The following is a 24,659-nucleotide window of genomic DNA, read 5'->3' on the forward strand; positions in this document are numbered from 1 at the left end:
TTCTCACGTTGAACGTCGCCTCTCGGTCGACCACGACTCGCGTCGCGTAGGCGCGATGCGGGGGTCGGCCGGCTCGCCGGCTGTGGGCCCCTCGACGACCCGACCGAACCGGGGTCGGACCTCGTCGGGCGGTCACGCTGACCGGTACCTGGTTCGCGCTCCGCGATAGCGGTGCGTGGACCGTTCTCCGGTCTCTCACACCACCAGCGGAGCGCGCTCGTCCCGTTCCCGACCGCCACGAGCCGCCGACCCACAGTCGATGTCAGACACACCGCCGAATCGACCGACGTACCGCCAGTCGCATCGCCCGCACGACGCCGAACCGCCCGTCCCCGTCGTCGGCCGTTCCCCCGGACCGGACCCGGACCGACCCGAACCGGAGGTGGTGGGATGCCCGTAGGCAGGCACGCTCCCGACCTGACCCTCGACGCCCGGGTCGAGGACGGGCCGTCGCGCTACGAGTTCCACACCGTCGACGGCGTCACCTCGCCCGACGCCTTTCGCGACGCCGACCTCGCGCTGCTGGAGGCGCTCTGGGACGACCCCCTCGGCGACCTGTGCGTTCCCGAGGCGAACTACGGCGTCGTCGGGTGCGTCCTCTCCGCGGTCGCCGGGTCGACCCACCTGACCGAGTCGAGCGCCCGCGCCGCCCGGTGCTGCGAGCGGAACGTCGCCGCGAACGGCGTCGACGCCACTGTCTCGCTGCTCGCGGACTGCACCGACCTCGACCGGACGTTCGACACCGCCGCCTACGCCCCGAAGTCGTACACCCCCGTCCCGGTGGGCAAGCGCCGCCTCGTCGACGCGCTGGCGTCGCTTCGCCCCGGCGGGTCGCTCTACGTGGCCGGTACCGACCGGACCGGTCTGTCGCGGTACGAGGACTGCCTGACCGACGTCGCCGCCTCGGTCGAGACGGTCGGCGACCACGCCGGGTGCCGCGTCCTGGCGGCCACTCGCCCCGACGAACTCGACCGACCGGCGTTCGTCACGCCACGGACGCTCGCGCCGACCGTCGACGGCGTCGACCTCGAACTCGTCTCCGTTCCGGGGACCTTCTCGGCCGGGTCGCTGGACGACGGGACCCGACTCCTGCTGGAGGCCGCGACGGTCGACGACGGCGAGCGCGTCCTCGACCTGTGCTGTGGCTACGGAGCCGTCGGCGCGTACGCCGGCCGCGTCGCCGACTGCGACCTCTGGCTGAGCGACGACGACGCCGTGGCGACGGCCTGCGCCGAGTGCAGTCTCGCCGCCTCGGGCGTCGAGGGGACCGTCGTCACCGCCGACTGCGTCGACGGCGTCGCCGACCGGCGCTTCGACCGTATCCTCTCGAACCCGCCGACGCACGCCGGTGCAGGCGTCCTCTCGGACCTGTTCGCCGGGATGGAGCGCGTGCTCGCACCCGGCGGTCGGGCGACCCTCGTCCACCACCGCGACCTGGACCTCGGGCCGTACCTCGACCGATTCGAGACGGTCGAGCAGGTCCGGGTCGGGGCGGAACACGTGGTGCTGGAGGCCCGGCCGTAGCCCGGCGACGTCGTCGGGGGACGACTCCGACCGACCGGAACTGGCCCGAGATGGCCGTTCCGGGCTGACTGCCCCCGAATCGGGCAGTATCTTGAAATAGTTAGATATCCAAGTAGTACCGGCCCCTCGGGGTGGGGCACATGAACGCGAACCATGGGGGAATAACGATCACGAAGTTCGTGAACAGTGCGACGAACGAACCGGACGACGGTATCGTGGTCACGTTCCGCGTCGAGTCCGACCGGGACGACCACGCGACCGTTCGACTCGAGGACGACTGCTTCGAGGACGAGGCGTACGAACACGCCGTGACGTTCCGGGAGGAACACGACCCGGAGAACTGGTCGGTCGAGGGGGACCGACTCGTCTGGACGCGCCGCGTGGCGCCCGACAGCCAGGTCATCACGGGCTACGACGTCCACCCGGACGCCCTCCCCGACGTGGACCTGGAGTCGCCGCCGACCATCGAGTCGGTCGAGGCGGCCCGCAGGGTGGTCCACGCGGGCGACGACGGCAGCGAGGTCGTCGTAGAACGGACGGACCCGGACGGGGACGCGACCACGGGCGGAGACGCAGGCGAGGGGACGGCCGACCCGGAACCGGTCGACTCGCCGCCGGACGGGGAGGAGACCGGGACCGTCGACGACGGAGACCGGGCCGAGGCGGTCCGTCGCGCCCTCTCGGCCGGACTGGACGACTCAGACGCGCCGTCGCTCTACCACCTCGGCGTCGAGATGGCGCCCGGCGCGACCGCCGGGGACGTCGAGATGGTCCTCGACTCGCTGGAGAACGCGTTCTACCTCCTCGGGAGCGACCCGTCGCCGGCGGGGGTCCGGGACGGGTCGTTCGACGGAAGCGTCGACCTCGTCGTCGGCGCGCGACTCGAGGCCGAGACCGTCCGGCGAGCCGTCGAGTCGCTCGACCCGGTCGCCGACGTCGCGCTGACGCAGGTCGACGACGACGTCGTCCGCGAGGTCGACCCGACCGCACTCGTGATGGCGGCCGGCGACGCCGGCTGTGGTGCCGACGACGCGGGCGAGCGGTTCGCGTCGGTCGCCGCCGGGACCGACCCCGGGTTCGGTGGGGGGTTCGCGTCGGAGCAACTCGCCGCGGTGGGCGACGCGGACCCGGTCGGGTTGACGTGGGGCGAGTTCTCGCTCGACCCCGACCTGCCCGAACCGGACCGGTCGGCGGAGGCTGCCTCGGCGCGACAGGGCGACGTCGACGACCAGTACCCGGCCGAGACGGGGCTGCTCGACGCACTGGTCGAGGAGGTTCGCTCGGGCGGCGTCTCGGAACGGCAGCGGACCGCCCTCAAGCGCGCCCTCGGCCTCGGCCCGAAGCCGAGCGTCGACGTCCGCCTCCGGTATCTCGGCGGCCGGGTCGACGACCTGGCGGCGTACACGGACGCCATCGAGGCGTTCATCGACGAGGAGGGTACGGCCCACGGCCTCCTCACCGACGTGCAGGACCGGCTCGGATCGCTCGAACGCGAGCACTCGGACCTGGCCGACGGCCTCGACGAACAGGCGACGGAACTGTCGGACGTGCGGGACGCGGTCGACGACCTCGCAGAGGCGGTCGGGGGCGTGGAGGCGGACGTCGCACAGCTCGAGGCGACGGTGACGGACCACGACGACGAACTCCAGGAGGTCCGCGCGACGCTCGACGACACGACGACCGAACTCCGGGAGACGACGGCCACCACCGAGGAGCACGGGGACGCCATCGAGCGTCACGAGGCAGCAATCGAGGCCACCGAGTCGGCCATCGCCGAGTTCCGCGAGGAGGACCACGCTGCCCTCGTGGACCGCATCGAGCGACTGGAGGACGCCGTCGAGGAGAACACCGACTGGCGCAAGCGCGTGCGGTCGGCGTTCGACTGACGGCAGCGCCCGTCGTGCGAACGGACGACCCGGACCGACCGGTCACTGCCCGACTGCCTTCCTGCCGGACACCGAGTCCGGGACCAGACGGAACTCGCGCCACGTCACCTCGTCCGGGGGTTCCTCGAAGATGTCGACCACCGGGATGTCGACGGCCCACCGCTCCTGGAGGGCGCTCGATTCGTACGGCAGGTCGGACAGTTCCTCCAGCGTGCCGGTCGCGACGACGCTCCGCCATCCCTCGTCGGTCTCGCCGTGGACGACGAACGAGACCGGTCGGTCGAGGAGGTGGTCCTTCGTGCTGTCCGGCGGGAGCGCGAACCGGAAGTGGAAGTGGTTCCTGTCGGCGAAGTAGCCGTAGGACACCGGCAACGAGTACGGGGGGTCGTCGCTGTCCGTCGAGAAGGAGACGACGCCCGTCCCGCCGTTCTCGAGGAACGCGTTCCGTTCGTCCTCGGACAGCTGTATCCAGCGGATGTCGCTCATGGCCGGTAATTCGTCGTCCACGCAGAAAAGGGACGGTCCCCGGTCTACTTCGCACCCGAGTCGGAGCGCACGCGCCCGGACGGGCGCAGGCCGTCGACCCGTTCGACGAGGGCGGGTGCGAGCAGGATGCCCGCGGTCAACGCCACGTTGAGGACGAAGACGAGCGGGAGTTCGAGTCCCGGTCGCGTCGAGACGTAGCCGAGGCCGGCGAGCAGTGGCAGGCCGCCGGCGAGCAGGGTCTTGCGGTGACGTGTCTCGACCGACGGCACCGAATCGAGCACCTCCCAGGCGGCCACCGCACCGAGGGTCGCACCGAGGACGGCGACGCCGTCGTGACTCGCGCCGCTGACGACGGCGGCGACGACGCCGATGCCGAGCGAGAGCCAGAAGCCCGGCCGCGGGTCGTGCCCCGTGAGGGAGATGGCCACCGCGAGGAAGGTCACGCCGATTATCATCCCGGCCACCACGTCCTGGACGAAGTGGACGCCGAGGACGACGCGGGAGAGCGAGATGAGGACGATCAGGACGGACGCACCGGCGTACCGGGCGCGACGCGACCCGACGTCCAGGTCGTACGCGAGGAGTCCGTAGGCGATGGTCGACCCGGTGGCGTGGCCACTCGGGAAACTGTAGCCGTCCGCCGGGATCAGGTTGACCGAGTCGGGTGGACGGGGAACCGCGAACAGCGCCTTGAGCGCCACGATGAGGGCCATCCCACCGAGCGCCAGGCTGATGGCGTGAGCCCCGCGCCTGTGGTTCCGGTACCAGTAGTCCAGCACGAACACGACCAGGAAGAACGCGACGCTCCCGAGGCGCGTGATGAAGACGAACAGCGGCACCAGCCACGCCGGTACCGCCTCACGGATCTCGGCTCCGAACTGGAGGGCCGTGAACAGGCGTGGGTCTAGCATCGGTACGTGCCCGTCGTCGGTGACGACCGTGGGTGATTCCGTTCCATGTTTGGGGCGAGGCTCGTTCGATACACGCTCCAGAATCGAGATACTCGCTCCAAAAGGTTGACGGTACCGCCTGCGCTCGGAGGCCGACGCCCGTCCTGGTCCGATTCGGGAGCATCGCCCGAGTACAGACCATCGGGGGCGAAGAACCGGATGGACCGGAAGCTCACGTCTCCTCGGTTGGCTCCCCACGTGCCTCGGCTTGCCGGTCGCCGAGTTCGCGTCGGAGCCTGTGGTGGTCGACGAGGACGAAGAGAAGCGCGACCGTGAGAACGGTAGCCACCACGTTCGAGTAGGTGATCGAGTAGACGAGTACCGCCACGAGGGAGACGAAAAAGAGCACCAGTAACGCCCTGTACGCTGTTTCGAACGAGTCCATACCCGCTGTATCAGACTCGTCTGCTTTCGTCGTTTCGGTTCGACGCTGCCCGGTCGACGACGCCGAGGGGGTGAGGGCAGCGGTCGAGCGTTCCGTGGACTCCTCGTGAGCCAGCGACTCGCGTGCGGTGGCTGGAACGGACCCTCACCGCTCGTCGGTGGTCGGATTGTGTGCCTGTGATTTGTGGACGGTCCGGCGGAGCCGGCGCCGGTCCATGGATAGCCCGATCAAGCCGATGCCGGTGGATGCGAGCAAGAAGTCGCTTCGCTTCACGCCGTAGTACACCACACCGACGCTGCTCAGAATCATGACGAATTCCAGTACGACATCCTCGTTTAATCGGCCCATAACCAGCCCATCATGGTCATCTCCAATGGTTTTTTCGGAACGGTAATCGTCGACCGCTGACACCAGTTGCGTCGAAATCCGGCGGACGGAACGGGTCCGACGTGCCGGAGAGCGCGCGTATCGCCCGTCGACGGGTCACGCGCACCGATACGGCTTATACTGTGCTATGCCTACTCGTACCATGGGTGTCGCCCTGGAAGAGATAGACTTCCTCGCCAGATCGAACCACCGGGTCGGCGTGATGGAGGAACTGGTCGATGGCGCCCGTGAACGACGTGCGCTTCTCGCTGCGACGGGTGCCTCGACACCGACCATGAGTCGGGTCCTCTCCGACCTGGAAGACCGCCGGTGGGTCGCCCGGGACGGGCCGGTCTACGCCCTGACCCCGCTCGGCGAGTTCGTGACAGAGCGGTTCCTCGAACTCCGCGACGCGATGGACATCGAACGCAAGTTACGCGACGTCTGGCAGTGGCTCCCCCGGGAGATGGAGGGGTTCTCCGTCGACCTCTTCACCGACGCCGTGGTCTCGTATCCCGGACCCGGGTACCCGTACGAACCGATAGAGAGACTGACCCACCTCATACGGGGGACCACTCGACTGCGCGGGTTCGACAGCATCGTGTTCAAGTCGCTCAACAACGAGACGGTCTGTCAGGCCGTCGTCGACGGGATGGAACTCGAGTACGTGTACTCACCGACGGCCCTCGAGCAGACTCTCGCGTGGAACCCGGAGCGTGTCGTGGAGGCCGCCTCACGCGAACACTGCACTGTCTACGTCCACGACGACCTCCCCGACCGGTCCAGATGCGGACTCGGTATCGTCGACGACCGCGCCGGTATCTGCTGCCACGACGTGGAGACCGGGGCCCTGACGGCCGTCATCGATACCGACGCACCGGCCGCCCGCGAGTGGGCCATCTCCACCTTCGAGCGTGTCCGCGACGAGGCGAGACCGGTCGAGCCACGGGCGCTGGAGAAGCTCGTCCCGTCGGACCTGCACTCGTAGGCGTCCGTGGGGCCGGACCCCAGTGGTTGTCCACCCCGCAAAACAGCGATGCCCTTGTAAACTACCCCACCCTACTCCCTCGGCGCGACGCGCTTCGGTCCTTGAGGGTGGGGCCGCCGATAGAGCGCTGCTCTATCGAGGCCTCGAAAGGCTTCGCCTTTCGGTGGCTTTGGTGTGGACTCCCGGCGATCAGTCGCCAGCAATCGGCCGGTGACTCTCGCCGTTCACCGTCCCACCATTCATACGCACGTCTACTGGTGCGTCTCCGCCCCCCGACGTGGGCGAGGAACGGAGTCTGTGTCCGCGCTTCTGGGCGTACCGGAGCCCGATGTTCTTTGCGCCGTTGTAGTCTGCGTTCACCTCGTAGCCGCACTTCTGGCAACAGAACTGTTCCCCGTGGCGGTTGTCCTCGTGCGTGAACCCACAGTCCGTCCGAGAACAGCGCTGGGACGTGTAGTTCGGCTCGACTTGCTCCACGGAGACACCTCGTTCGGGGCCTTTGTACGAGACGTACTCGTAGAGGCGACGGAACGCCCAGACGTGATGCCACGTCGCGTTCGGGAGCCGCTCTCGAATGTCGGTCAAGTCCTCGAACACGATACCGTCGCAGTCGTGCTCGACGGCTTCCGAAACGAGTTCGTTGGCGACGGTGTGGATGTACTGTTTCCGCCACGCATCTTCGCGCTTGCCGAGCCGAAGCAGGGCGTTGTGGGCGGCCTGGGTGCCGAGCTGTTGCATCTCGCCACGTCGCTTCTCGAACTCACGACACCAGTGGTCGTAGTCGTCCCCCTGCCAGAAGCGTCCGGTGGAGGAGACGGCGAGACTGTTGACGCCGAGGTCGATACCGAGGACTGTTTGGTGCCCGGTATCTGCCGAACCCTCTGCGTCGTCACCGCCGTCTCCTTCGGAGTCGTCCTTCCGTGTGGTGATGTGGAAGTAGAACTCGTCGTCCACTGCGTCGTACTGGAGCGTACTCGCCCGGAACTCGAACTCCTCGGATAGCACGTACCGTTCGTAGGGCGTCGGGCTGTCCGATGGGAGTTCGAAGTCACACTCGACGCGACCGTTGACAGTCGAGAGCGAGACTTCGTTCCGATAGAACGTGGCACTCCGTTTGTCGTAGACCATGCTCCAGGACGTGAACTCCGGTTGACTCACGCGCTTGCCGTTCTTCCACCGTTCGACGCATCCTTTGGTTGCGTGCACAGCGCGTCGGATGGCTTCCTGGACGAGGTTCGCGGTGAGGTTGGTTTCCTCGCGGAGGTCGTCGTACAGTGCGTCCCGTGCGGTCGTGTTGGATGTGACGCACTCGGTGTACGAGTCGTCGGACCAACAGAACTCTGCGGCACGGTTGGCGCAGTGAAGGAACTGCCGGGCAGATTCGTGGAGGTCGTCGCGGCGCTCGTCGGGAACGACGAGTTTGACGGGGGCGGTACGCCGGACCTCCATATTTTCATATGTGTTCTTGATGATTCTTAAACATTCGGGAGTCGGGCCGTCGCAGTGTGCCGGTTGTGTCGTCCCATGTCGGTTTCCTCTCCGGCCTACTCGCTCCCTTCACTACGCTTCGGTCGCTTCTTGAGGTCGGAGGCTCCACCTCGAAAAATGCTGAAGACCGTCCGACGCGTTCTTCACGGGACGAAATATTTCATAGGGAAATTACATCTCGTCGGCGAGCGAACTGCAAACGGTGGTCTCATGGCAGAACGACAGGCGAAACAGGACCCACGACCGAACGACCTCCGGGAACAGTTGCTGACCGACCTTCCCGTCGCAGAGCGAACGCTGGAGCTGGCCGGTGTGACGACCACGGTTCTGGAGGGCGGTGATGGCCCGCCGGTCGTGCTGTTGCACGGCCCCGGTGAATCCTCGTTCTGGTGGATGCGGGTCATCCCTGACCTGGTAACGACCCATCGCGTAGTCGTTCCCGACCTCCCCGGCCACGGTGCCTCCGAGGTCGTCGACAACGCGCTGGATGCGGACTCCGTGAACACGTGGCTCGGCGAACTCGTCGACGAGACCTGCTCGACGCCACCGACGCTGGTCGGGCATCTGCTCGGCGGCGCCATCGCAGCCCGCTTCGCGAGCGAGCGCGACGCTCGACTCCGACGACTGGTACTCGTGGACTCGCTCGGGCTCGGTCGCTTCTTGCCGTCCCCGAGATTCGCGTTCGGTCTGGTGCGCTTCCTCGTGCGACCGACGGACCGAGCGTACCACAGGTTCCTCGACCAGTGCATGATCGACCGCGACGGGTTGATACAGCAGATGGGCGACGACTGGGAGCCCTTCCTGGAGTACAACCTCGAACGAGCACGCACGCCGAGCGTGAAGGCGGCCATGCGGACCCTCATGAGGGAGGTCGGCGTACCGAGGATTCCGGAAGCGAACCTGGAGCAGATACCGGTGCCGACGTTCCTGATCTGGGGGCGGGACGACCGCGCCGTACGGCTCGGAATCGCCGAGCGGGCGAACTCCCGCTACGGCTGGCCACTGCACGTCGTCGACGACGCCGGTGACGACCCCAAACTCGAACGGCCGGAAGCGTTCCTCGAAGCGCTGTACGATGTCCTCGAGGGTCGTGCAGCCGACGAGGAACTGGCATCGTGACGTTCGTCCGAGAACGGAGAGCCCCTGACCGACGCGTTCGAACGGCGCAGCGACCGAGACCGCGGTGGTATCGGCGGTCGGTGCGCCGGTGGGTTCGCGGGGGAGTCTCACCGGCGCCGACGAGTTCACCGCCGAAGGTGCTGGTTCGATTCGAATCGAGGGTAGCCAGGTTTGGAGTCACGGCCTCGACCGGATGCACCCGGTCTTTCGTCCGTGTGCGAGCCTGAACCTCGAAGGAATGACCCCGGATATCTATTCACATTTTATCTCCTGGGAACATTTATTTTACTGTGTGTAGTCAAGAAGGACGATGCGCCGACGGGATTTTTTGACAACCGTTGTCACGGCGGTCGGAGGTATCGCACTCGGGAGCAACGCGGCCACAGCGGCGGACACGCAACTGGAACCGGGGACCTGGTACGACGCCACCGTCACGGACGTCACGGACGGTGACACGATCGACGTCACGCTGGACAGCGACGGCACGGAGTACGAGATAAGGACCCTGGGGCACGACTCGCCCGAGACGAGGCGCAACGGACAGTACGAGGAGGTCCGCGAGTGGGAGGGCATCGAGGACGACAAGCACCTCTCGACCTGGGGCGAGAACGCCAAGGACTACGCGCAGACCGAGTTCCCCGACGGCACGTCCGTCCAGATAGCCGTCGACGAGAACGAGGACGAACTGGACCCGTTCGGCCGACTGCTGGCGTACATCCGCTACGACAAGAGCGGCGACGGGTCGATGGACACGCTCTACAACGAGGACCTCGTCCGGCAGGGGTACGCCCGGGTGTACTCCTCGTCGCTCACGAAGCACGACCAGATCTGGCAGGCCGAACACGAGGCCCAGGCCGACGGCGTCGGCGTCTGGTCCCAGCACGACCCGGAGAACACCACCGAGGTGGACAACGACCCCGTCTCGACGGTGTTCTTCCCGAACGCCTCCAGCGTCCGCACCGACTCTGGCGCCATCGACCCCTCGCGGGTCCCCGTCTTCGCCGAGTCGACCGCGTACCAGAGCCTCGACTCCGGGGCCGTCGACTACACCGACGTCCCGATGGTCGGCGTCGACGAGGCCAACAACCTGGCGCTGGTCGGCGGACTGTTCATCAACGAGGAGCACGAGGGCGACGCCGTCGGCGAACACCAGGTGTTCCTCTCGAACCTCGCCGACTACCTCTCCTCGAAGACGGGCCAGGTGCTCGTCGAGGGGAGCCACCGCCAGTTCAACGCCACCCACGCGCTGTCGTGCGAGGACGCCGTCGTCTACCAGCGGTTCCTGGAGGGCGTCGGCCTGCCCTTCGAGGGTATCAACTCCTTCGACGGGTCGGGCGACAACGCGCTCTCGACCGCCCGCAGCATCATCGTCACGAACCCGCCCCAGGCGTTCACGACCGGCGAGGTCGACGCACTCTCGACGTTCATCTCGAACGGGGGCAGCGTCGTCCTGCTGGGGTCGGCGCTCGCCTCCGCGACGGCGCGCTCGAACCTCGACGCGCTGGCGGCCGACCTCGGGTCGGACCTGCGCCTGAACGCCGACCAGGTGTTCGACGACGACAACAACACCGGCGACTCGGCGTTCGTCACGACGGGCGTCTTCGACACGACCTTCCCGCTGTTCGACGCCTACACGCCCGACAGCGGCTCCTCGAACGCCTCGCCGTCCTGCTCTATCGCGAGCCCCAGCGACGGCGCGACCGTCTCGGGGACGACCACGGTACAGGTCAGCGCCGCCGACAGCGAGGACGCCGTCGACAGTCTCACCGTCGAGGTGGCCATCGACGGCGGCACCTGGCAGCCCGCGACGTACGACTCCACCTCTGGTTACTACGAGTACGACTGGGACACGACCGGCGTCTCGGACGGCGACCACACGATAGACGCCCGCGCCACCGACAGCGCGGGCGCGACGACGAACGCGAGCCAGGTCACCGTCACGGTGGACAACGTCGCCAGCGCGCCGACGGTCGACAGCCTCTCCGTCGGCGAGGTCGAGACGAGCGACGCCGACGCCGAGTTCGACGTCTCCTGGGACGTCGGCGACTCAGACGGCGACCTCTCCTCGGTCGACCTCACCCTGACCGACGACACCGCGGGCGCCACCGACGACACGGCGACCGTCTCCGTCAGCGGTTCGGACGCCAGTGGCACCACCCGGCTGGTCGCCCCCGACGACGACGGCTCGGGCAACAGCTACACCGTCGACTGCACGGTCTCCGACTCCGGCGGGAGCACGGGGAGCGACTCGACGACGGTGACCGAGGGCGAGCCGACGAGCGACGGGCCGACGGTCGACAGCATCAGCCTCACCGAGCAGAACGGCGGGGGCGACCCCCACGCCGAGTTCGACGGCGACTGGTCGGTCAGCGACCCGGACGGCGACCTCGACCGCATCGAGGCGACGCTGACGGACCTCGACGACGGCGAGACCGAGTACACCGACACCGTGAGCATCGCCGGCTCGTCCGAGTCGGGCACCGAGAACATGGAGGCGAGAAAGGAGGAGAACTCCGGACACACCTACGAGTTCGAGGTCGTCGTCTACGACGCCGCCGGCAACAGCGCCTCGGCCACCGCCGAGGAGGTCGAGGACGGCGTCTGACGGATTTCGAACGGTCTACAGTCGACGTGCCGTCCTCCCCGTCGGCACGACCGGCGACGCTGGACTTCGAACCCGGCCGCGCCGTGCTGCCCGGTGAACGGCGTGCTACACCGTGACAGTACAGTTATGCCAGCATCGACCGTTGGAGCATCCATGTTCAGTCCGCTCGAAGACATCCGCTTCCTGGCGGACTCGGAGAACCGGTTCACCGCGCTCGAAGCCCTCGCGGCGGGCCCCCGAACGAGGTCGGAACTGCGGAGCGAGACCGACGCCTCGAAAGCCACCATCAGCCGCCTCCTCGGTGATTTCGAGGACCGCGGCTGGGTCGCGAGAGAGGGGCCCCGATACGCGTTGACGCCGCTCGGAGAGTACGTCGCGAGCACGTTCGTCGACCTCTACGACCGGATGGAGACCGCCAGACATCTGCGTGAACTGCTGCCGTGGTTCCCGCTGGGGGAACTGGACGTCGAGTTCGACCTGGCGGTCCTGACCGAGGCCAGGGTCACCGCCGCGACCCCCGACAACCCGATGGCACCGGTGGCCCGCGTGCTCGACATCGAACGCGAGTCGACCTGGACGAAGACGCTGGCCGACAGGCTCCCCGAGTCGTGCATCAAGGCGAGGCACGAGGCAGTCGTCGGCGACGCGCAGACGTCAGAACTGGTGACCACCCCGTCCGTGGTCGAGTCGGTGATGGAGTCCCCGTACGCCGACAGGTTCGAGGACGTCGTCGGCGCCGACCACTCTACGGTGTACGTCCACGACGGAGCCTTCCCGCCAGGGGGCATCCACGACGGGACGGCCTACCTCATCGTCGCCGACGACCGGGACGTCAACGTCGGCGTCGTCGAGTCCGACGACCCGGCCCTCGTCGACCGACTCACGGACCGGTTCGAGTCGTACCGGGACGCGTCGACCCGACTCACCGCGTCGGAGCTGACGGAGCGAACGGAATCCGCCCAGACCGAGACGTGACGGCGTCCGGGCCGGCGTTCCGAGGCCGAGGGCAGACAGTGTGGTGCACGCGTTGCACGGTGTGAAACGGTTCCAGCAGGTGCCTATACCGGGGTCGCACCCGAAGTCGCTCGATGGATACGTAGCCATGATACCCGAGAGCGAGGCGATAGATGGGGACGAGGTGACCGCGTTCGACGACTCACTCCGCGGCCGGGTCATCCTCCCGGACGACGAGGACTACGACGACTGCCGTCGGGTCTGGAACAGCATGATAGACCGATATCCGGCGATGATAGTCAGGTGTGCCGGGGTCGCGGACGTCATCGCGTCCGTGAACTTCGCCAGCGAGCACGACCTGCTCCTCGCCGTGAGGGCCGGTGGGCACAACGTCGCGGGCAACGCCGTCTGCGACGACGGACTCGTGGTCGACCTGTCCCCCATGACGTCGGTCAGGGTCCACCCCGACGAGCGGACGGTCCGCGTCGAACCCGGCGTCACCATGGGTGACCTCGACCGGGAGACGCAGGCGTTCGGGCTGGCCACGCCGGGCGGCACGGTATCGACGACCGGCGTCGCGGGACTCACGCTCGGCGGTGGCTGGGGCTGGCTCTCACGGAAACACGGGCTCGCCGCCGACAACCTGCGCTCGGTCGACGTGGTCACGGCCGACGGCGAACTGCGCCACGCGAGCGACACCGAGAACGAGGACCTGTTCTGGGGGGTCCGCGGCGGCGGCGGCAACTTCGGCATCGTCACCTCGTTCGAGTTCGACTGCCACCCGGTCGGCCCGGAGGTCCTGGCAGGGATGGTCCTCCACCCCTTCGAGGACGCGGTCGACGTGCTCCGGTTCCACCGCGAGTTCACGGACGAGGCGCCGGACGAACTCGCCTGCTACGCCGCCATCATGACGGCGCCGCCGGCACCGTTCCTCCCGGAAGCGGTACACGGCGAGAAGGTGGTCGCGCTCGCGCCGTGCTACTCGGGGTCCATCGAGGCGGGCGAGGCGGTCGTCCAGCCCCTCCGGGACTTCGGCGAACCGCTCGTCGACCTGGTCCAGCCCACGCCGTTCACGGCCGTACAGCAGATGCTCGACGAGCCACAGGCGCCGGGGTACCGGAACTACTGGAAGAGCCGGATGGTCGACCCCCTCCCCGACGACGCCATCGACGTGGTGGTCGAACGTGCGCGCACGCTCCCGTCACCGACGACCCAGATAGTCCTCGAGCACCTGGGCGGCGCCATCTCCCGCGTCGAACCGGACGCCACCGCGTACTGGAACCGGAACGCCGCGTTCTCGTTCAACGTCTTCGCCCGGTGGGAGGACCCCGCCGCGGACGAGGCCCACGTCTCGTGGGCCCGGGAGGTCCACGACGCGCTCGGACCGTTCGCGGCCGACGGCGTGGCCGTGAACTTCCTCGGCCAGGAGGGGGACGAACGGGTCAGGGCTGCCTACGGCGACAATCACGACCGCCTGGTCGAACTCAAGGACGCGTACGACCCCGACAACCGCTTCCGGATGAACCAGACCATCACGCCGTCCGCTCTGGCCGACCGCGGAGCGAGTCATGAGTGAGTCGGGCGACGCGTCGACGACGGTCACGACACGGTCGTCGGCGGTCCGGTTCGTACCGGGTGTGCTGCTGGCCGCCCCGGTACTCGGCGCAGCCGCGCGGCCTGCCGGTGCGATGCACTCCAGAACCACGGGCGCAGGAGCGGGGGTCGACGGATGACCCTGGCGACCGTTCCGCCGTACGACCCCGACGGGGTCACCGAGAGGCGGGGCAACGCCGTGGTCGTCGGGGCGAGCATGGCGGGACTCCTGGCGACCCGGATCCTGAGTGACGGATTCGAGACGGTCACGCTCGTCGAGAAGGACCCGCTCCCCGACGAGGCGACACCTCGTCCGAGCGTCCCGCAGGGCCACCACATCCACGCGATGCAGACAGCCGGACAGGCCACGCTGGAGGCGCTCTTCCCCGGCTTCGGCGACGACGTGACCGACGCTGGCGGACTGGTGCTCGACTTCGCGAGCGACTTCGAGATATACCAGGCGGGGGGCGTGCTCGCGAACGGACCCACCCGCATCCCCCAGTACAACGCGAGTCGGCCGGTATTCGAGCACGTTACCCGGCGACGCGTCGCGGCGCTCGACGGCGTGACCATCCTGGACGGGTGTCACGTCAGGGACTTCCTCGTCGACGACGGGGCGTCGACCGTCGAGGGCGTGACCGTGCGAACCGTCGACGGTGAGCGTGAACTCGGCGCGGACCTGGTGGTCGATGCCACCGGGCGAACGTCTCGAACGCCGGTCTGGCTGGAGAACAACGGCTATTCGGCCCCGCCACGCGACGAGGTGTCGATAGACCTGACGTACAGCACCGCCCTCCTCGAACGCCCCACCGAGACTCGCCAGGCGTTCCTCGTTCTTCCCGACCCTCCTCGGACACGCGGTGCGGCCGTGTTCCCGGTCGAGAACGGGCGCTGGCTGCTGACGTTGGTCGGCATGCACGGGGACCACCCCCCGACCGAACCCGAGAGATTCGCCGACTACGCCGCCAGCCTTCCGGTCGCCGGCATCCGTCGCCTCCTCGACGAACACGCGCTGTGCTCCGAGGACATCGCCCGCTATCCGTTCCCGTCTTCTGTCAGGCGTCGCTACGAGGACCTCGACCGGTTCCCCGACGGCCTCGTCGTCGTCGGCGACGCGATCGCCAGCCTCAACCCCATCTACGGCCAGGGGATGTCCGTGGCCGCACTCGAGGCCGTACAGTTACACCATACGCTGGCCGAGTCCACCCGTGACGAACTCCCACCCCGGTTCTTCGAACGGGCCGCACGAGTCGTCGACGATGCGTGGAACCTCGCCGTGGGCTCCGACTTCGAGTTTCCACAGACGACCGGCCCGAAACCGTTCGGAACGACCCTCGTGAACGGCTACGTCTCCCGGTTGCTCCGCAAGGCCCATACCGACGGGACGCTGACCGAGGCGTTCGTCCGCGTCGTCACCATGGAGAACCGACCGGCGTCGCTGTTCCGTCCCGGCATCGTGTGGCGGGTCGCGAAACCGGGCCCCTGAGTTCGCTCTGCAGGCGTCTCCGTCGTCGGTGTCGGTTGCGGAACCCCGAATCGACCGTCCTCCCTCCACTGAACTCGCGCGCTCTGTACAGCACGCCAGTCCCGTATGCTCTGCTCGTGAGCATCGTCGACAGGGACACCGACTCCGTCCGGGCGGGACCGACCGGAGAACTATACGCCGCGCGGACGTACGTGAACGTATGGCGACCGAGACGTCGAAACTCGACTCCCAACAGGTGGCGACCGAGACGTCGAAACTCGACACCAGCGCGTTCGGACTGGCGTGCGGCCTCCTCTGGTCGGGGGCCGTCGTGGTGCTCGGAATCACCGCCCGGTTCGGCTGGGGGAAACGCTGGCAACGGCTCCTCGCCGACGTCTATCGGGGCTACGACGAAAGCGCGTCGGGACTGGTCGTTGGCGCCGTGTGGGCCTTCGTCGACGGACTGTCCGGAGGGTACGCCTTCTCGTCGCTCTACAATCGACTTCGGACGTGAACGCGGCGGCGACGACCAGTAGGAGGATGATGGGGCTCTCGCACCGGGCCACGAGTAGCTAGAGACGCCCGGTCCGCTGGCGGTCCCGGAAGCGGTTGTAGCCGTGCTCTTCCAGTCGGGCGGCCGCTTCGGTCTCGGTGCGGCCGTCCCGCGAGGTCCGGAGGTTATCGACGACCGTCTTGGGCGGCGTGGCACAGAACCGTGCTGTCCGATCTGCCCCGGTGGTGGCACCCGTGTCGACGGACCACCGCGATTCGGACCGACTTCGCCTGCGTTCTCCCGTCAGCCACCGAACCATGCTGGATGTCCCTACCGACCTCTGGAGAACGTGGCCGGTTCAGCAGAACTCGTTTCGGACCTGGTCACCGGCTTCGTATCCGGAGCGGGAGTTCGATCCGCCGCCGCTCGGAGTAGCCCACCTCCAGAACGACCAGTGCGAGGAAGATGCCCCCGACGTAGGAGAGCATCGCCGGCTGCGTTCGAAGGTAGTACCAGAGGATGAGCAGGACGAACGAGGCGGTGCCGACGAGCCCGAGCCCGGGAATCCACGGCGAGCGTTCTGTGCCGGGGTCACGGAGGCAGATGTAGTTCACCGTCCCGAAGACGAGCGCGAACGCGATGGACGCGAACGACGTGATCTCTTCGAGCGTTCCCAGCGAGGTGAAGACGGCCGTGAGACCGCCGATGACAACCAGACTCCACACTGGCACCCCCTCCTGGTTCCGGAACGAGAACAGCTTCGGCAGCGCGCCCTCGCTCGCTATCTTGTGCGCGAGCCGAGCCGTGCCGAACAGCGTCGCGTTGATGGCCGACGTGGTCGAGAACAGCGCGGCGATGGAGACGAGAACGAACGCTGCCCGCTGTATCAGCGGGTCGGTGAAGAGCATACTCGCCGCGACGGCGAGGACGGTCTCCTTCGACTGGAGGATCTGTTCCGGGGTCAATACGACCGTCGTCACGAACGCGACGAGGACGTAGATCACGGTCGAGATGGCGATCGAGAGGTAGATGCCCGTCTCCATGGTGTCGATACGCCCCTCGATGTCCGTGTACTCGTAGGCGAGTAGCTGGAACCCCTCGAAGGAGACGAAGATGGCGCCGATACTCACGATCGGTGCGAGCAACCCCTTCGAGAAGACGCCACCGGCGAATGGCCGGGGACCGGGGCCGAGGAAGATGGCCCAGAGGCCGACGAGCCCGAACGCGACGAGGATGACCACCTTGACGTACACGAGGACGTCCTGGGACTCGCCGCTCTCGCGCACACCCATGAGATTGACTCCCGTGAAGACGACGACGACGCCGATCGAGAGCGCTATTCGAAGCCACGTGCCGGTCGCGCCTGCGAGGAGTTCCGCCGCGAACGACCCGAACGCGAAGGCGTACATCGCCATGGTCCCGACGTACCCCACGATCAGGGTCCACCCCACCAGTCCCGCGACGTTCTCGTTCCCGGTGTAGTGTTCGACGAAGGTGAACGAGCCACCCTCTTCCTCGAGGTGGGCGGTGAGCCTCGCGTACGAGTAACCCGAGGCCATCGCGACGACCCCGGCGATCAGGTAGGCGAGGAAGGCTGCCGTACCGGCGATGTCGGCGGCGACGCCCAGAACCGCGAAGATTCCACCCCCGATGAGCCCCCCGACTCCCATGGCGACGACCTCTCGAAGCCCGAGTTGTTCCGACATGGTGGATGCGGATACTCCTGGTTCCGACGACGAACCGTTCGTTCGCTCGACACCTAAACGCTCCGGACGGCACAGGAGCACGCGCACGTCTGTGGCTCCGACGGCGACGGTGCGTGGCGACGGACTCGACCGGACGCCGAGCGTACTGCCCGAATGGACTCCTCGACGGGACTCACTGTCGACCCAGATTCGGGATTCGATAGCCACCCAGGGTCCTCCGCTGGCTACCGGTCCGGACTCACCTCACGCCGTCTTCTCGAACGTCGCGGCGCCGCTCTGCTCGACCGTGATGCGGTATCCCTCGTAGGTGAACTCGATGCGCAGTTGCGCGTCCGGGGACGGCGGGTCGGCGAAGATGTTGTCGATGACCCCGTCGAGCGTGTCGTACATCGTCCGCAACTGGGTGGTCTCTTTCGCCTCGAGCTCGGCGACGATCGTCGCGATCTGGTCGGACGGACTCTCGCCGTCCTGCTCCAGCTGGCGACGAACGACCTCGTCATCGGGATTCTCGTTCATCGTAGCTGTCTGTTCGGGGCAGTATTCTATAGAACCGACCAATCGACCATTCAACTGCGATGAATGTGGTAAGAACGCGACTCGTCATCCGACCACCTGTACGACCACCGTGACTGCGGATTCCCCCTCGCTCGTCGTCACTCGCAGGTCGACCGCAACCGCCAGCACCGTCGTCTCGCCGGCCCGTTCCTGAACGACCACGCCGTCTATCGCCGTGCAGGCGCCGAACCGCCGACTGGGTCCCGACGGGCAATTCGACCCGGCCCAGTCGGCAGCGGCCGACCGGTTCGAGGAGACCTGGTACGCGATACCCTCGCCGACCCGCGACGACTCGAGCGACCGGAACCTGGGTTCCAGCGACTGCCGGAGGGACGAGACGACCCCCTCGCGCTCGCTCCACGGTGCGCCCGTCGCGTCGCTTCCAGCCTCGTAGACGGCACGTTCCAGCACGGCGATGCCGTCCCGGACGGGCGACGTCGGGTCTTCGCTGGCGTCGACGTCGGGATGGGACCCGAGCTGGAGGTACGCGAACGTCAGAGGGACGAGTGCGACCGCGACGACGCCCGCAGCGACGAGGACGAGTTGTGCCCGGTCGTTCATACGTACCATAGGCGAATCGTCACGTCGCCGTGACCGGTCGGTACCGTCGCGACGCCGACGGACACGCCGGCCGGGACGCGGTAGCCGACGGACCCGTGCGGCGTCTCGACCCGGTAGAGCAGGTTCTCGGGGAGGATGCGTTCGATGCGGCCGTTCATCCGGTACGAAAACTTTACCTATAGCACTGCGACAGGGGCCTCATGAAAATCTATGAATGTGTTGACAGTCTCGGCCAGAGTGGTTTGACGGGATTCCAACAAGACCCAATTAGGCCAGAAGCCGCTCTTGAATCGATTCTCCACGCGAATCCTGAGCTGATTCTGGATGAACCGCTTCTCATCATTGGTCGCCAAGTTCGGTTGGATTCTGGCGTCCCTGACCTCATCGCTTGCGACCAGTACGGAAACATCGTCGTGGTCGAGGTGAAAATTGGGCGCTCTGGGACGGGAAGCGCGTCGGAGGAAACGATTCTCTCGCAGCCGCAGATGTATGCGAGTTCGTTGCAGTCTTACGACTACACGGCCCTGGATGAACTCTATCAAGATTACTGTAGACGGCTGGAAAACGGCGAATGGGAGGGAGCTTCGGCTGACGTTGCTGGTGACACCCTTCGATCAGCCGTGGAAGCTCGGTTCGGAAAAGAACTTGCAGAGCACGAGTTCAACACCTACCCGCGAATCGTGGTGGCCGCGGAGAAGATTACACCGCAGACTGCTGAACATGCCCAGTTCTTGGTAGACAAAGAAGTCCACTTCCAATGCATCGAAGTCCAACGATTCACCCGAGCAGGCGAAGGTGACCGTACTGTCTTCGCGAGATCGACCATCGTTGATTACGACCTCGATCGTGTTCGCCCGAAGAATCGGCCCAGACCGACGTATCCCGAACTCATTGCCGAAATCGTTGAACCCATCTTCCCACAACTTCGGGAGGCCGTTCACACCGATACGCTATCTGTTGCCTTCCCCGACGGATTCAACACTCGAGGAGCCGCCCTGGAGTCGCGACACCCCGCCCACCCGGAGGGCATTATTTACTACGTCTCACCCGAGCCAGACATGGACCGCGTCACTATCGGTGTCCATAACAAGAACGAGATTCCCGAGGTCGGAGAGAAAATTAATGCTGAGCGGGAGGCGTTCGAACAGGCGGGACTAACAGTCAAGGATAACCAACGGTACAACGTCGTCTGGAAACGATGGTCGACCGAAACGGTCGGCGAAGTTCGAGGCATTCGAGAAGACATCAGTGAACACTACAAGCGCATGGTGCTCTTAGGCCACGATGCACTGACTGGTAGAGGCGTATAGACCCTGCCGTACGTACGGTCAGTGTGGGTTAAAATGGGGGCGCGTCCCTAATTCTACAAAAACAGCCTTGTACAGTTTGAGCAGGGTATTATAGGCTAGGTACTACGACTTCTCACGGTCTCTTTCAGTTGAGCATGAGTCTGTTGGAAAGTTCTATTATGGTACCGCTGATGGGTTGGTCAATGCCGGAACCCCGCTTAATATCGACTATTGGGCATCTCTGTATCACGTATATGAAGAAGAGGCTCTGTTGAAACCCTCAGCCAGCGATTGGTTTCTGACCCCGTGCTGAATACAGGGCGCGAATGCCGCACTACCCTACAAGTTTAAACAGCACAAGATTCAACAGCGGAGTTTGTGTGGAGTGATACATGGAACGACTGCTTCAACTACATGTATTAGCACCGGAAGACGACGACAACCGGCTGGACAATATTCTGGATATTCTATCTTCTGAAGGGTTTCCAGTGGTGGATGATGGGGAGTTACCGCTCACCGATTCAGACGTGAGCTTCTCTACTTCATTATTTGAGGAACGTTCAGATAACCTTGAACAAGTTGAGCGAGTGAGAAGAGAACTCACCCAATTGTATGACGAGGGGGACATATTCAGACATGAGCGTCCGCTGAATATGGAATATGGTCGATCAGTAAAAGACCCTAGCGCTCACATCATCCTTCGAGTAACTAATCTCGGAATTACTAAGCCACGAATTCAATGGCGTCAATCGTTCGACCTACTGAACGCTCCACCACGGTCAGATGGGGTGAACGTTTACCATGCAACACCGAATTCTGTCTTTTCATTGGACGCCAACTCCGGCGAACTGACATGGGAACAGGATTTTGAGCGTATCAATAGTGTCCCCGAAGTAGCTGATGGGATGGTGGTGGCTAAAGGCGGTTTCTCCGTCCGAGCTTACGATGCGATGGGCGGAGAGGAATTGTGGGAATTCACGACCGGTGATAATCCGGATCAGGATCTCATCGACTCCCGAGTTGAGATAGGGCCGGAATCTGTCTACGTCGGGACGCGTGGTGGGGATGTCCTTGCTCTTTCGAAGGTGGACGGCTCTTGCACTGTTCTTTGCAGCTACCCTGAAGGAGTTGTTCAATTAGCTCACACGGGTGACGAGCTCCTTATCGGAACGCGTAACCCATCCGTGCACGCGGTTGAAACCGATGGGACACCAAGGTGGAAGCTAGACCGCAGTTTTGGGTTCGGTCCAATACGCAGTGGGATAATATATACAGCAAATGACAATCGGGTCGAAGCCATTTCACTATCTGATGGGTCCACGGAGTGGCGTAAGGAATTCACGGTAACAAAAGATGTCCGTAATCCAAGACGCGACACCGGTGAGACTACGGAAAAACAATATAAAGCATCAATTAATGGTCCTCTGGATATTGCAGCCAATCGGCTTCTCGTTCCGACGTTGAACGGGGTGTTCTGTGTCGCATTGGACACGGGCAGTATTACGTGGCGGTTTGACCCGCGAGACAACCAGCCCACCTCCCGCTTTCGTTCCGCACATCTCATTGACGACTGCACCGCGGTCGCCCTTGATTCCGATGGAACAATCTACTGTGTGGATTTCGAAACCGGAGTTCAGTTCTCGACGTACTCTTTCGGTGGGGAGACGATGTCGCTGGTTCCAATCGGGGATAGCGTAATCGCCGTGCCGGGGAACGAGATATTTCAGTTAGACAGTTTCCCAACGAGTCAGTGATGAAAATTATCTCGACGGGGAACTAGCATACTCATTTCGGGGATGATTCAATTTACATCCACTGACTGTGTGATGGTGTGGTATTGGATCCATCCTCTGCATCTTGCACGCCAGTGCTGTCCGCCATTGAGGACTTCAACAGAGCCTAAGAGGAAGATGAACAGTACGAAGACGCTCTCGAAGAGCCAGAATTAGTGGACAGAGCGCGTCGTCTGTAGGAATGGAAAGACCTGAGTCGCAGTATCGATTTTCGGGACATTGCTCCAATAATAGAAGGACTCGAGATGGAACGCTACCTTGAGCAGAAGCCAGCAAAAGCGGCTCAAGATCTATGTGTTACCCTTCGTGAGAACGGTATAATCAAGGGTCAGAGTCTCGTCACACCCGCGTTTCTTCTACATCTGGCTTCGAGCGGTTCACACGGTTCTTCAGCCAAATTCCCCATCTACGATGGGAGAGTTTGGAACGCGTACGTGTACTTATGGAGGTTCCGAGACGAGAACGAACGGTTGTACAGTGCTGCAAGCCAAAGCCTGGATCGAGATGGGGATTTCTGTCACAGTTTTCGAGTGAGTTATCCGGATAAATAACTCTCGCCAGTATAAGCAAGCTCTCTTCATGTTTGATGGCTATATCATGGATCTTGCATCTGGCGATGAACCGACTTCGATTGATACCATCGATGCGGTTCTCTCTCACCAAGAGGACGTACTTCGAGAAATGCAACTAACAGCAGACTACGCCATGGTCAATCTAAGCCGTAACTGAATCTGTGTTCTCGATGTCGCGAGGTATGTCTGGAGCCAGTAGATTCGCCTGTTGGCACAGATTGGAGGACTCATCGGAGAACACGCGAGAACTCATAATCTGAAATCGAGTCCTTCCACTGCGACAAGCGACTCACCCGGTCAACTCGTAGATGTCCTCCCGGTAGATTGGCTCGATATCCTCGTAGTAGGTGTGGATGTACTCGTCGATGGCACCCATCTCCTCAATGGTGGCCGCTCCAGGCGTGTCGCCACGCATGTACTTCAGGAGTTCACGATTGAGGTCCTGTTCGACTCGCCAGTACGTCGTGAAGCGGTGTCGACCGTAGTGACTGGTCACGGCTCGATGTTGTTCAGTCTCCTCGTACTCCGGGTGGAAATACCGCTTCCAGAATTTGTTGATGTCCTGTTTCTGGAGTTGCTCGTGGCTGTTCTTCGAAAGGAATACCCATGGCTCGTCGTTGTCTGGGCGGATGAGCAAGTACTCCAGGAGAATCTCCTGGGTCTCCGCATCCAGGGGCAGCACGCGGGAGCGACGCGACTTGTTCCCGCTACGGTCGTGGGGGATGAGAATCGCGTCCTCCCGACCATCCAGCAACGTGTGTGACCCGAATTCAGGATAGTAGTCATGTAGCTCCGAATCCGTTATCGAGAGCTCTTCCAGCCGGAGATTGCAGAGTTCGGTGGCTCGAAGCCCCAGTTTCAACTGCAGAAAGATGATTGCGTGGTCACGGACGTGGTCGACCGTCGCTAGTTGCGCTGCAAGTTCATCCACAGTGAGTCGCGGAGGCTCCTTCTGTTCAGGGTACGAGAGGTCGGTGGTCGACCGTGCCAGGCTGACCGGGTTGAAATTCGTTGGGTGGGGGAATACGGGGTCGTTCTGCCAGTACCGATAGAGGTCGTTCAGCTTCCTGAGTTTCTCTGCGACAGTCCGGGGGCTGTTGTCCGACTCGTCGAGTTCGTACTGCGCGAACGATTTCACGTGTGCGGTGCTCGGGCAGGCGGGATGCCGACCGACTCGGTCCATATGTTCGCACCACTGTCTCCAGAGGGTCTCGTAGAGCCTGATCGTTCTCGGGGTGATGTCACGGGACTCCAGCACGCCGGTCCGAAACGGCTCGAATGAGTCGACGGCCACCTCTTCGAAGGTGGACGAGTACTGTTCCAGTGGGTCGGTTTCGGAGTCGAACGCCGTGGCGAGCGTTTCTCGAACGTCGTCCGTCATCTCCCCTCTCCGTGCCCGCGCCGGATTTTCTCGTCCCAGATCCTCTCTGCTGCGTCGCCCTCGATGGCGGCCATCAAAACTGGGTTGTAGGTGTGCGGGTGGCTTCGGTTCCACTGCAACCACGTGTAGAAGCGTTCGAGTCGAGTCCAGTAGGTGTTGTACGCGGTCTTGAGCGTGAGCGTGTCCACGAGGTGTTGACACCACGCTTCGACGTCATCAGGCGTTGCGAGTGCGTGGTGTCGTCCACGGGATTCCACGTGGTTCGCCCACCGACGCCCCGCCCGTTCTGCCTCCTGTACCGAGCGGTCCGTCTTGTAGCGTTCGAGCAGAACGTCATCCATGAACTCGGCCCACATGTCTCGATTCTCGTACTCCGATTCGTACTGGCTCAACTGCCGGTGAACTGGGACGTCTTCGAGTCGCTTGTAGATACCAACCCGGTCCGCCGGGTCGCACGATTTGGTCATCGGTCGACCACCTGTTCTGGGGTGTCGTTTAGT

Annotated in this window: 22 protein-coding genes and 1 pseudogene; 11 read left to right on the forward strand and 12 right to left on the reverse strand. The window is 64.5% G+C overall.

The window, feature by feature from the left end:
* The first annotated feature begins 390 nt into the window (after positions 1-390).
* Entirely contained in the window at positions 391-1,524 is a 1,134-nt protein-coding gene (locus tag ACSC1W_RS01610; RefSeq protein ID WP_435344818.1) for a methyltransferase, read from the forward strand.
* A 140-nt stretch (positions 1,525-1,664) separates the two neighbouring features.
* Positions 1,665-3,410, forward strand: coding sequence for a hypothetical protein (locus ACSC1W_RS01615; protein ID WP_435344820.1), 1,746 nt, complete (start codon positions 1,665-1,667; stop codon positions 3,408-3,410).
* Positions 3,411-3,452: 42 nt separating this feature from the next.
* On the opposite strand, the gene ACSC1W_RS01620 is transcribed toward ACSC1W_RS01615, so the two are convergent.
* The 4 genes from ACSC1W_RS01620 to ACSC1W_RS01635 all read right to left on the reverse strand — a co-directional run bounded on the left by ACSC1W_RS01620 (position 3,453) and on the right by ACSC1W_RS01635 (position 5,642).
* Positions 3,453-3,896 carry a pyridoxamine 5'-phosphate oxidase family protein gene (locus ACSC1W_RS01620; protein WP_435344822.1) on the reverse strand — a complete coding sequence of 148 codons (444 nt, stop codon included), beginning with the start codon at positions 3,894-3,896 and terminating at the stop codon, positions 3,453-3,455.
* Positions 3,897-3,940: 44 nt separating this feature from the next.
* On the reverse strand, positions 3,941-4,807 hold the full coding sequence (locus ACSC1W_RS01625; protein WP_435344824.1) for a phosphatase PAP2 family protein: 867 nt from the start codon (positions 4,805-4,807) through the stop codon (positions 3,941-3,943).
* Between the two features lie 211 nt (positions 4,808-5,018).
* Positions 5,019-5,231: a hypothetical protein gene (locus ACSC1W_RS01630; RefSeq protein WP_435344826.1), complete on the reverse strand. Its 213-nt coding sequence runs from the start codon at positions 5,229-5,231 to the stop codon at positions 5,019-5,021.
* Positions 5,232-5,375: 144 nt separating this feature from the next.
* Positions 5,376-5,642, reverse strand: coding sequence for a hypothetical protein (locus ACSC1W_RS01635; RefSeq protein WP_435344828.1), 267 nt, complete (start codon positions 5,640-5,642; stop codon positions 5,376-5,378).
* A gap of 118 nt (positions 5,643-5,760) precedes the next feature.
* Here ACSC1W_RS01635 and ACSC1W_RS01640 point away from each other — a divergent pair, with 118 nt between their 5' ends.
* On the forward strand, positions 5,761-6,585 hold the full coding sequence (locus tag ACSC1W_RS01640; protein WP_435344830.1) for a helix-turn-helix transcriptional regulator: 825 nt from the start codon (positions 5,761-5,763) through the stop codon (positions 6,583-6,585).
* A gap of 189 nt (positions 6,586-6,774) precedes the next feature.
* Here the strand turns inward: ACSC1W_RS01640 and ACSC1W_RS01645 are convergent, their stop codons facing one another.
* Positions 6,775-8,034, reverse strand: coding sequence for an RNA-guided endonuclease InsQ/TnpB family protein (locus ACSC1W_RS01645; protein WP_435344831.1), 1,260 nt, complete (start codon positions 8,032-8,034; stop codon positions 6,775-6,777).
* Positions 8,035-8,283: 249 nt separating this feature from the next.
* On the opposite strand from ACSC1W_RS01645, the gene ACSC1W_RS01650 reads away from it, so the two are divergent.
* From ACSC1W_RS01650 to ACSC1W_RS01675, 6 genes are all read left to right on the forward strand, one after another.
* Positions 8,284-9,192 carry an alpha/beta fold hydrolase gene (locus ACSC1W_RS01650; RefSeq protein ID WP_435344833.1) on the forward strand — a complete coding sequence of 303 codons (909 nt, stop codon included), beginning with the start codon at positions 8,284-8,286 and terminating at the stop codon, positions 9,190-9,192.
* A gap of 310 nt (positions 9,193-9,502) precedes the next feature.
* The gene (locus ACSC1W_RS01655) at positions 9,503-11,797 is read left to right on the forward strand and encodes a thermonuclease family protein (RefSeq protein ID WP_435344835.1); all 2,295 of its coding nucleotides are present in this window, start codon (positions 9,503-9,505) and stop codon (positions 11,795-11,797) included.
* Between the two features lie 153 nt (positions 11,798-11,950).
* Positions 11,951-12,772 (forward strand): helix-turn-helix transcriptional regulator, encoded by an 822-nt coding sequence (locus ACSC1W_RS01660; RefSeq protein WP_435344836.1) that lies wholly within the window; start codon positions 11,951-11,953, stop codon positions 12,770-12,772.
* Positions 12,773-12,899: 127 nt separating this feature from the next.
* Positions 12,900-14,327 carry an FAD-binding oxidoreductase gene (locus tag ACSC1W_RS01665; RefSeq protein WP_435344838.1) on the forward strand — a complete coding sequence of 476 codons (1,428 nt, stop codon included), beginning with the start codon at positions 12,900-12,902 and terminating at the stop codon, positions 14,325-14,327.
* 153 nt (positions 14,328-14,480) lie between these two features.
* Positions 14,481-15,830 (forward strand): FAD-dependent oxidoreductase, encoded by a 1,350-nt coding sequence (locus tag ACSC1W_RS01670; RefSeq protein WP_435344840.1) that lies wholly within the window; start codon positions 14,481-14,483, stop codon positions 15,828-15,830.
* A gap of 199 nt (positions 15,831-16,029) precedes the next feature.
* A complete protein-coding gene (locus ACSC1W_RS01675) occupies positions 16,030-16,323 on the forward strand; it encodes a bacteriophage holin (protein WP_435344842.1) in 294 nt (97 codons plus the stop codon).
* 58 nt (positions 16,324-16,381) lie between these two features.
* Here ACSC1W_RS01675 and ACSC1W_RS01680 read toward each other — a convergent pair whose 3' ends face one another.
* The 5 genes and pseudogenes from ACSC1W_RS01680 to ACSC1W_RS01700 all read right to left on the reverse strand — a co-directional run.
* Positions 16,382-16,621 (reverse strand): cation-transporting P-type ATPase, encoded by a 240-nt coding sequence (locus tag ACSC1W_RS01680; protein ID WP_435344843.1) that lies wholly within the window; start codon positions 16,619-16,621, stop codon positions 16,382-16,384.
* A gap of 64 nt (positions 16,622-16,685) precedes the next feature.
* Positions 16,686-18,008 (reverse strand): APC family permease, encoded by a 1,323-nt coding sequence (locus ACSC1W_RS01685; protein WP_435344845.1) that lies wholly within the window; start codon positions 18,006-18,008, stop codon positions 16,686-16,688.
* Positions 18,009-18,251: 243 nt separating this feature from the next.
* The gene (locus ACSC1W_RS01690; RefSeq protein WP_435344846.1) at positions 18,252-18,524 is read right to left on the reverse strand and encodes a HalOD1 output domain-containing protein; all 273 of its coding nucleotides are present in this window, start codon (positions 18,522-18,524) and stop codon (positions 18,252-18,254) included.
* Positions 18,525-18,608: 84 nt separating this feature from the next.
* Entirely contained in the window at positions 18,609-19,124 is a 516-nt protein-coding gene (locus ACSC1W_RS01695; protein ID WP_435344848.1) for a DUF7261 family protein, read from the reverse strand.
* Positions 19,121-19,273 (reverse strand): annotated as a pseudogene (locus ACSC1W_RS01700) (DUF7262 family protein); the annotation flags it as partial. The pseudogene ACSC1W_RS01700 and the gene ACSC1W_RS01695, both read right to left, overlap by 4 nt.
* Before the next feature lie 51 nt (positions 19,274-19,324).
* Here ACSC1W_RS01700 and ACSC1W_RS01705 point away from each other — a divergent pair.
* Together ACSC1W_RS01705 and ACSC1W_RS01710 are read left to right on the forward strand one after the other, a co-directional pair.
* Positions 19,325-20,434, forward strand: a complete 1,110-nt coding sequence (locus tag ACSC1W_RS01705; protein WP_435344849.1) for a PDDEXK family nuclease — start codon at positions 19,325-19,327, stop codon at positions 20,432-20,434.
* Between the two features lie 371 nt (positions 20,435-20,805).
* Entirely contained in the window at positions 20,806-22,167 is a 1,362-nt protein-coding gene (locus ACSC1W_RS01710) for a PQQ-like beta-propeller repeat protein (protein ID WP_435344851.1), read from the forward strand.
* A 900-nt stretch (positions 22,168-23,067) separates the two neighbouring features.
* Here ACSC1W_RS01710 and ACSC1W_RS01715 read toward each other — a convergent pair.
* Positions 23,068-24,159 (reverse strand): tyrosine-type recombinase/integrase, encoded by a 1,092-nt coding sequence (locus ACSC1W_RS01715; protein WP_435344853.1) that lies wholly within the window; start codon positions 24,157-24,159, stop codon positions 23,068-23,070.
* Positions 24,156-24,626 carry a site-specific integrase gene (locus tag ACSC1W_RS01720; RefSeq protein ID WP_435344855.1) on the reverse strand — a complete coding sequence of 157 codons (471 nt, stop codon included), beginning with the start codon at positions 24,624-24,626 and terminating at the stop codon, positions 24,156-24,158. Before ACSC1W_RS01720 ends, ACSC1W_RS01715 begins: the two co-directional genes overlap by 4 nt.
* Positions 24,627-24,659: the final 33 nt, after the last annotated feature.

It is taken from the genome of Haloarchaeobius marinus (assembly GCF_051207415.1).
GTDB lineage: Archaea > Halobacteriota > Halobacteria > Halobacteriales > Natrialbaceae > Haloarchaeobius.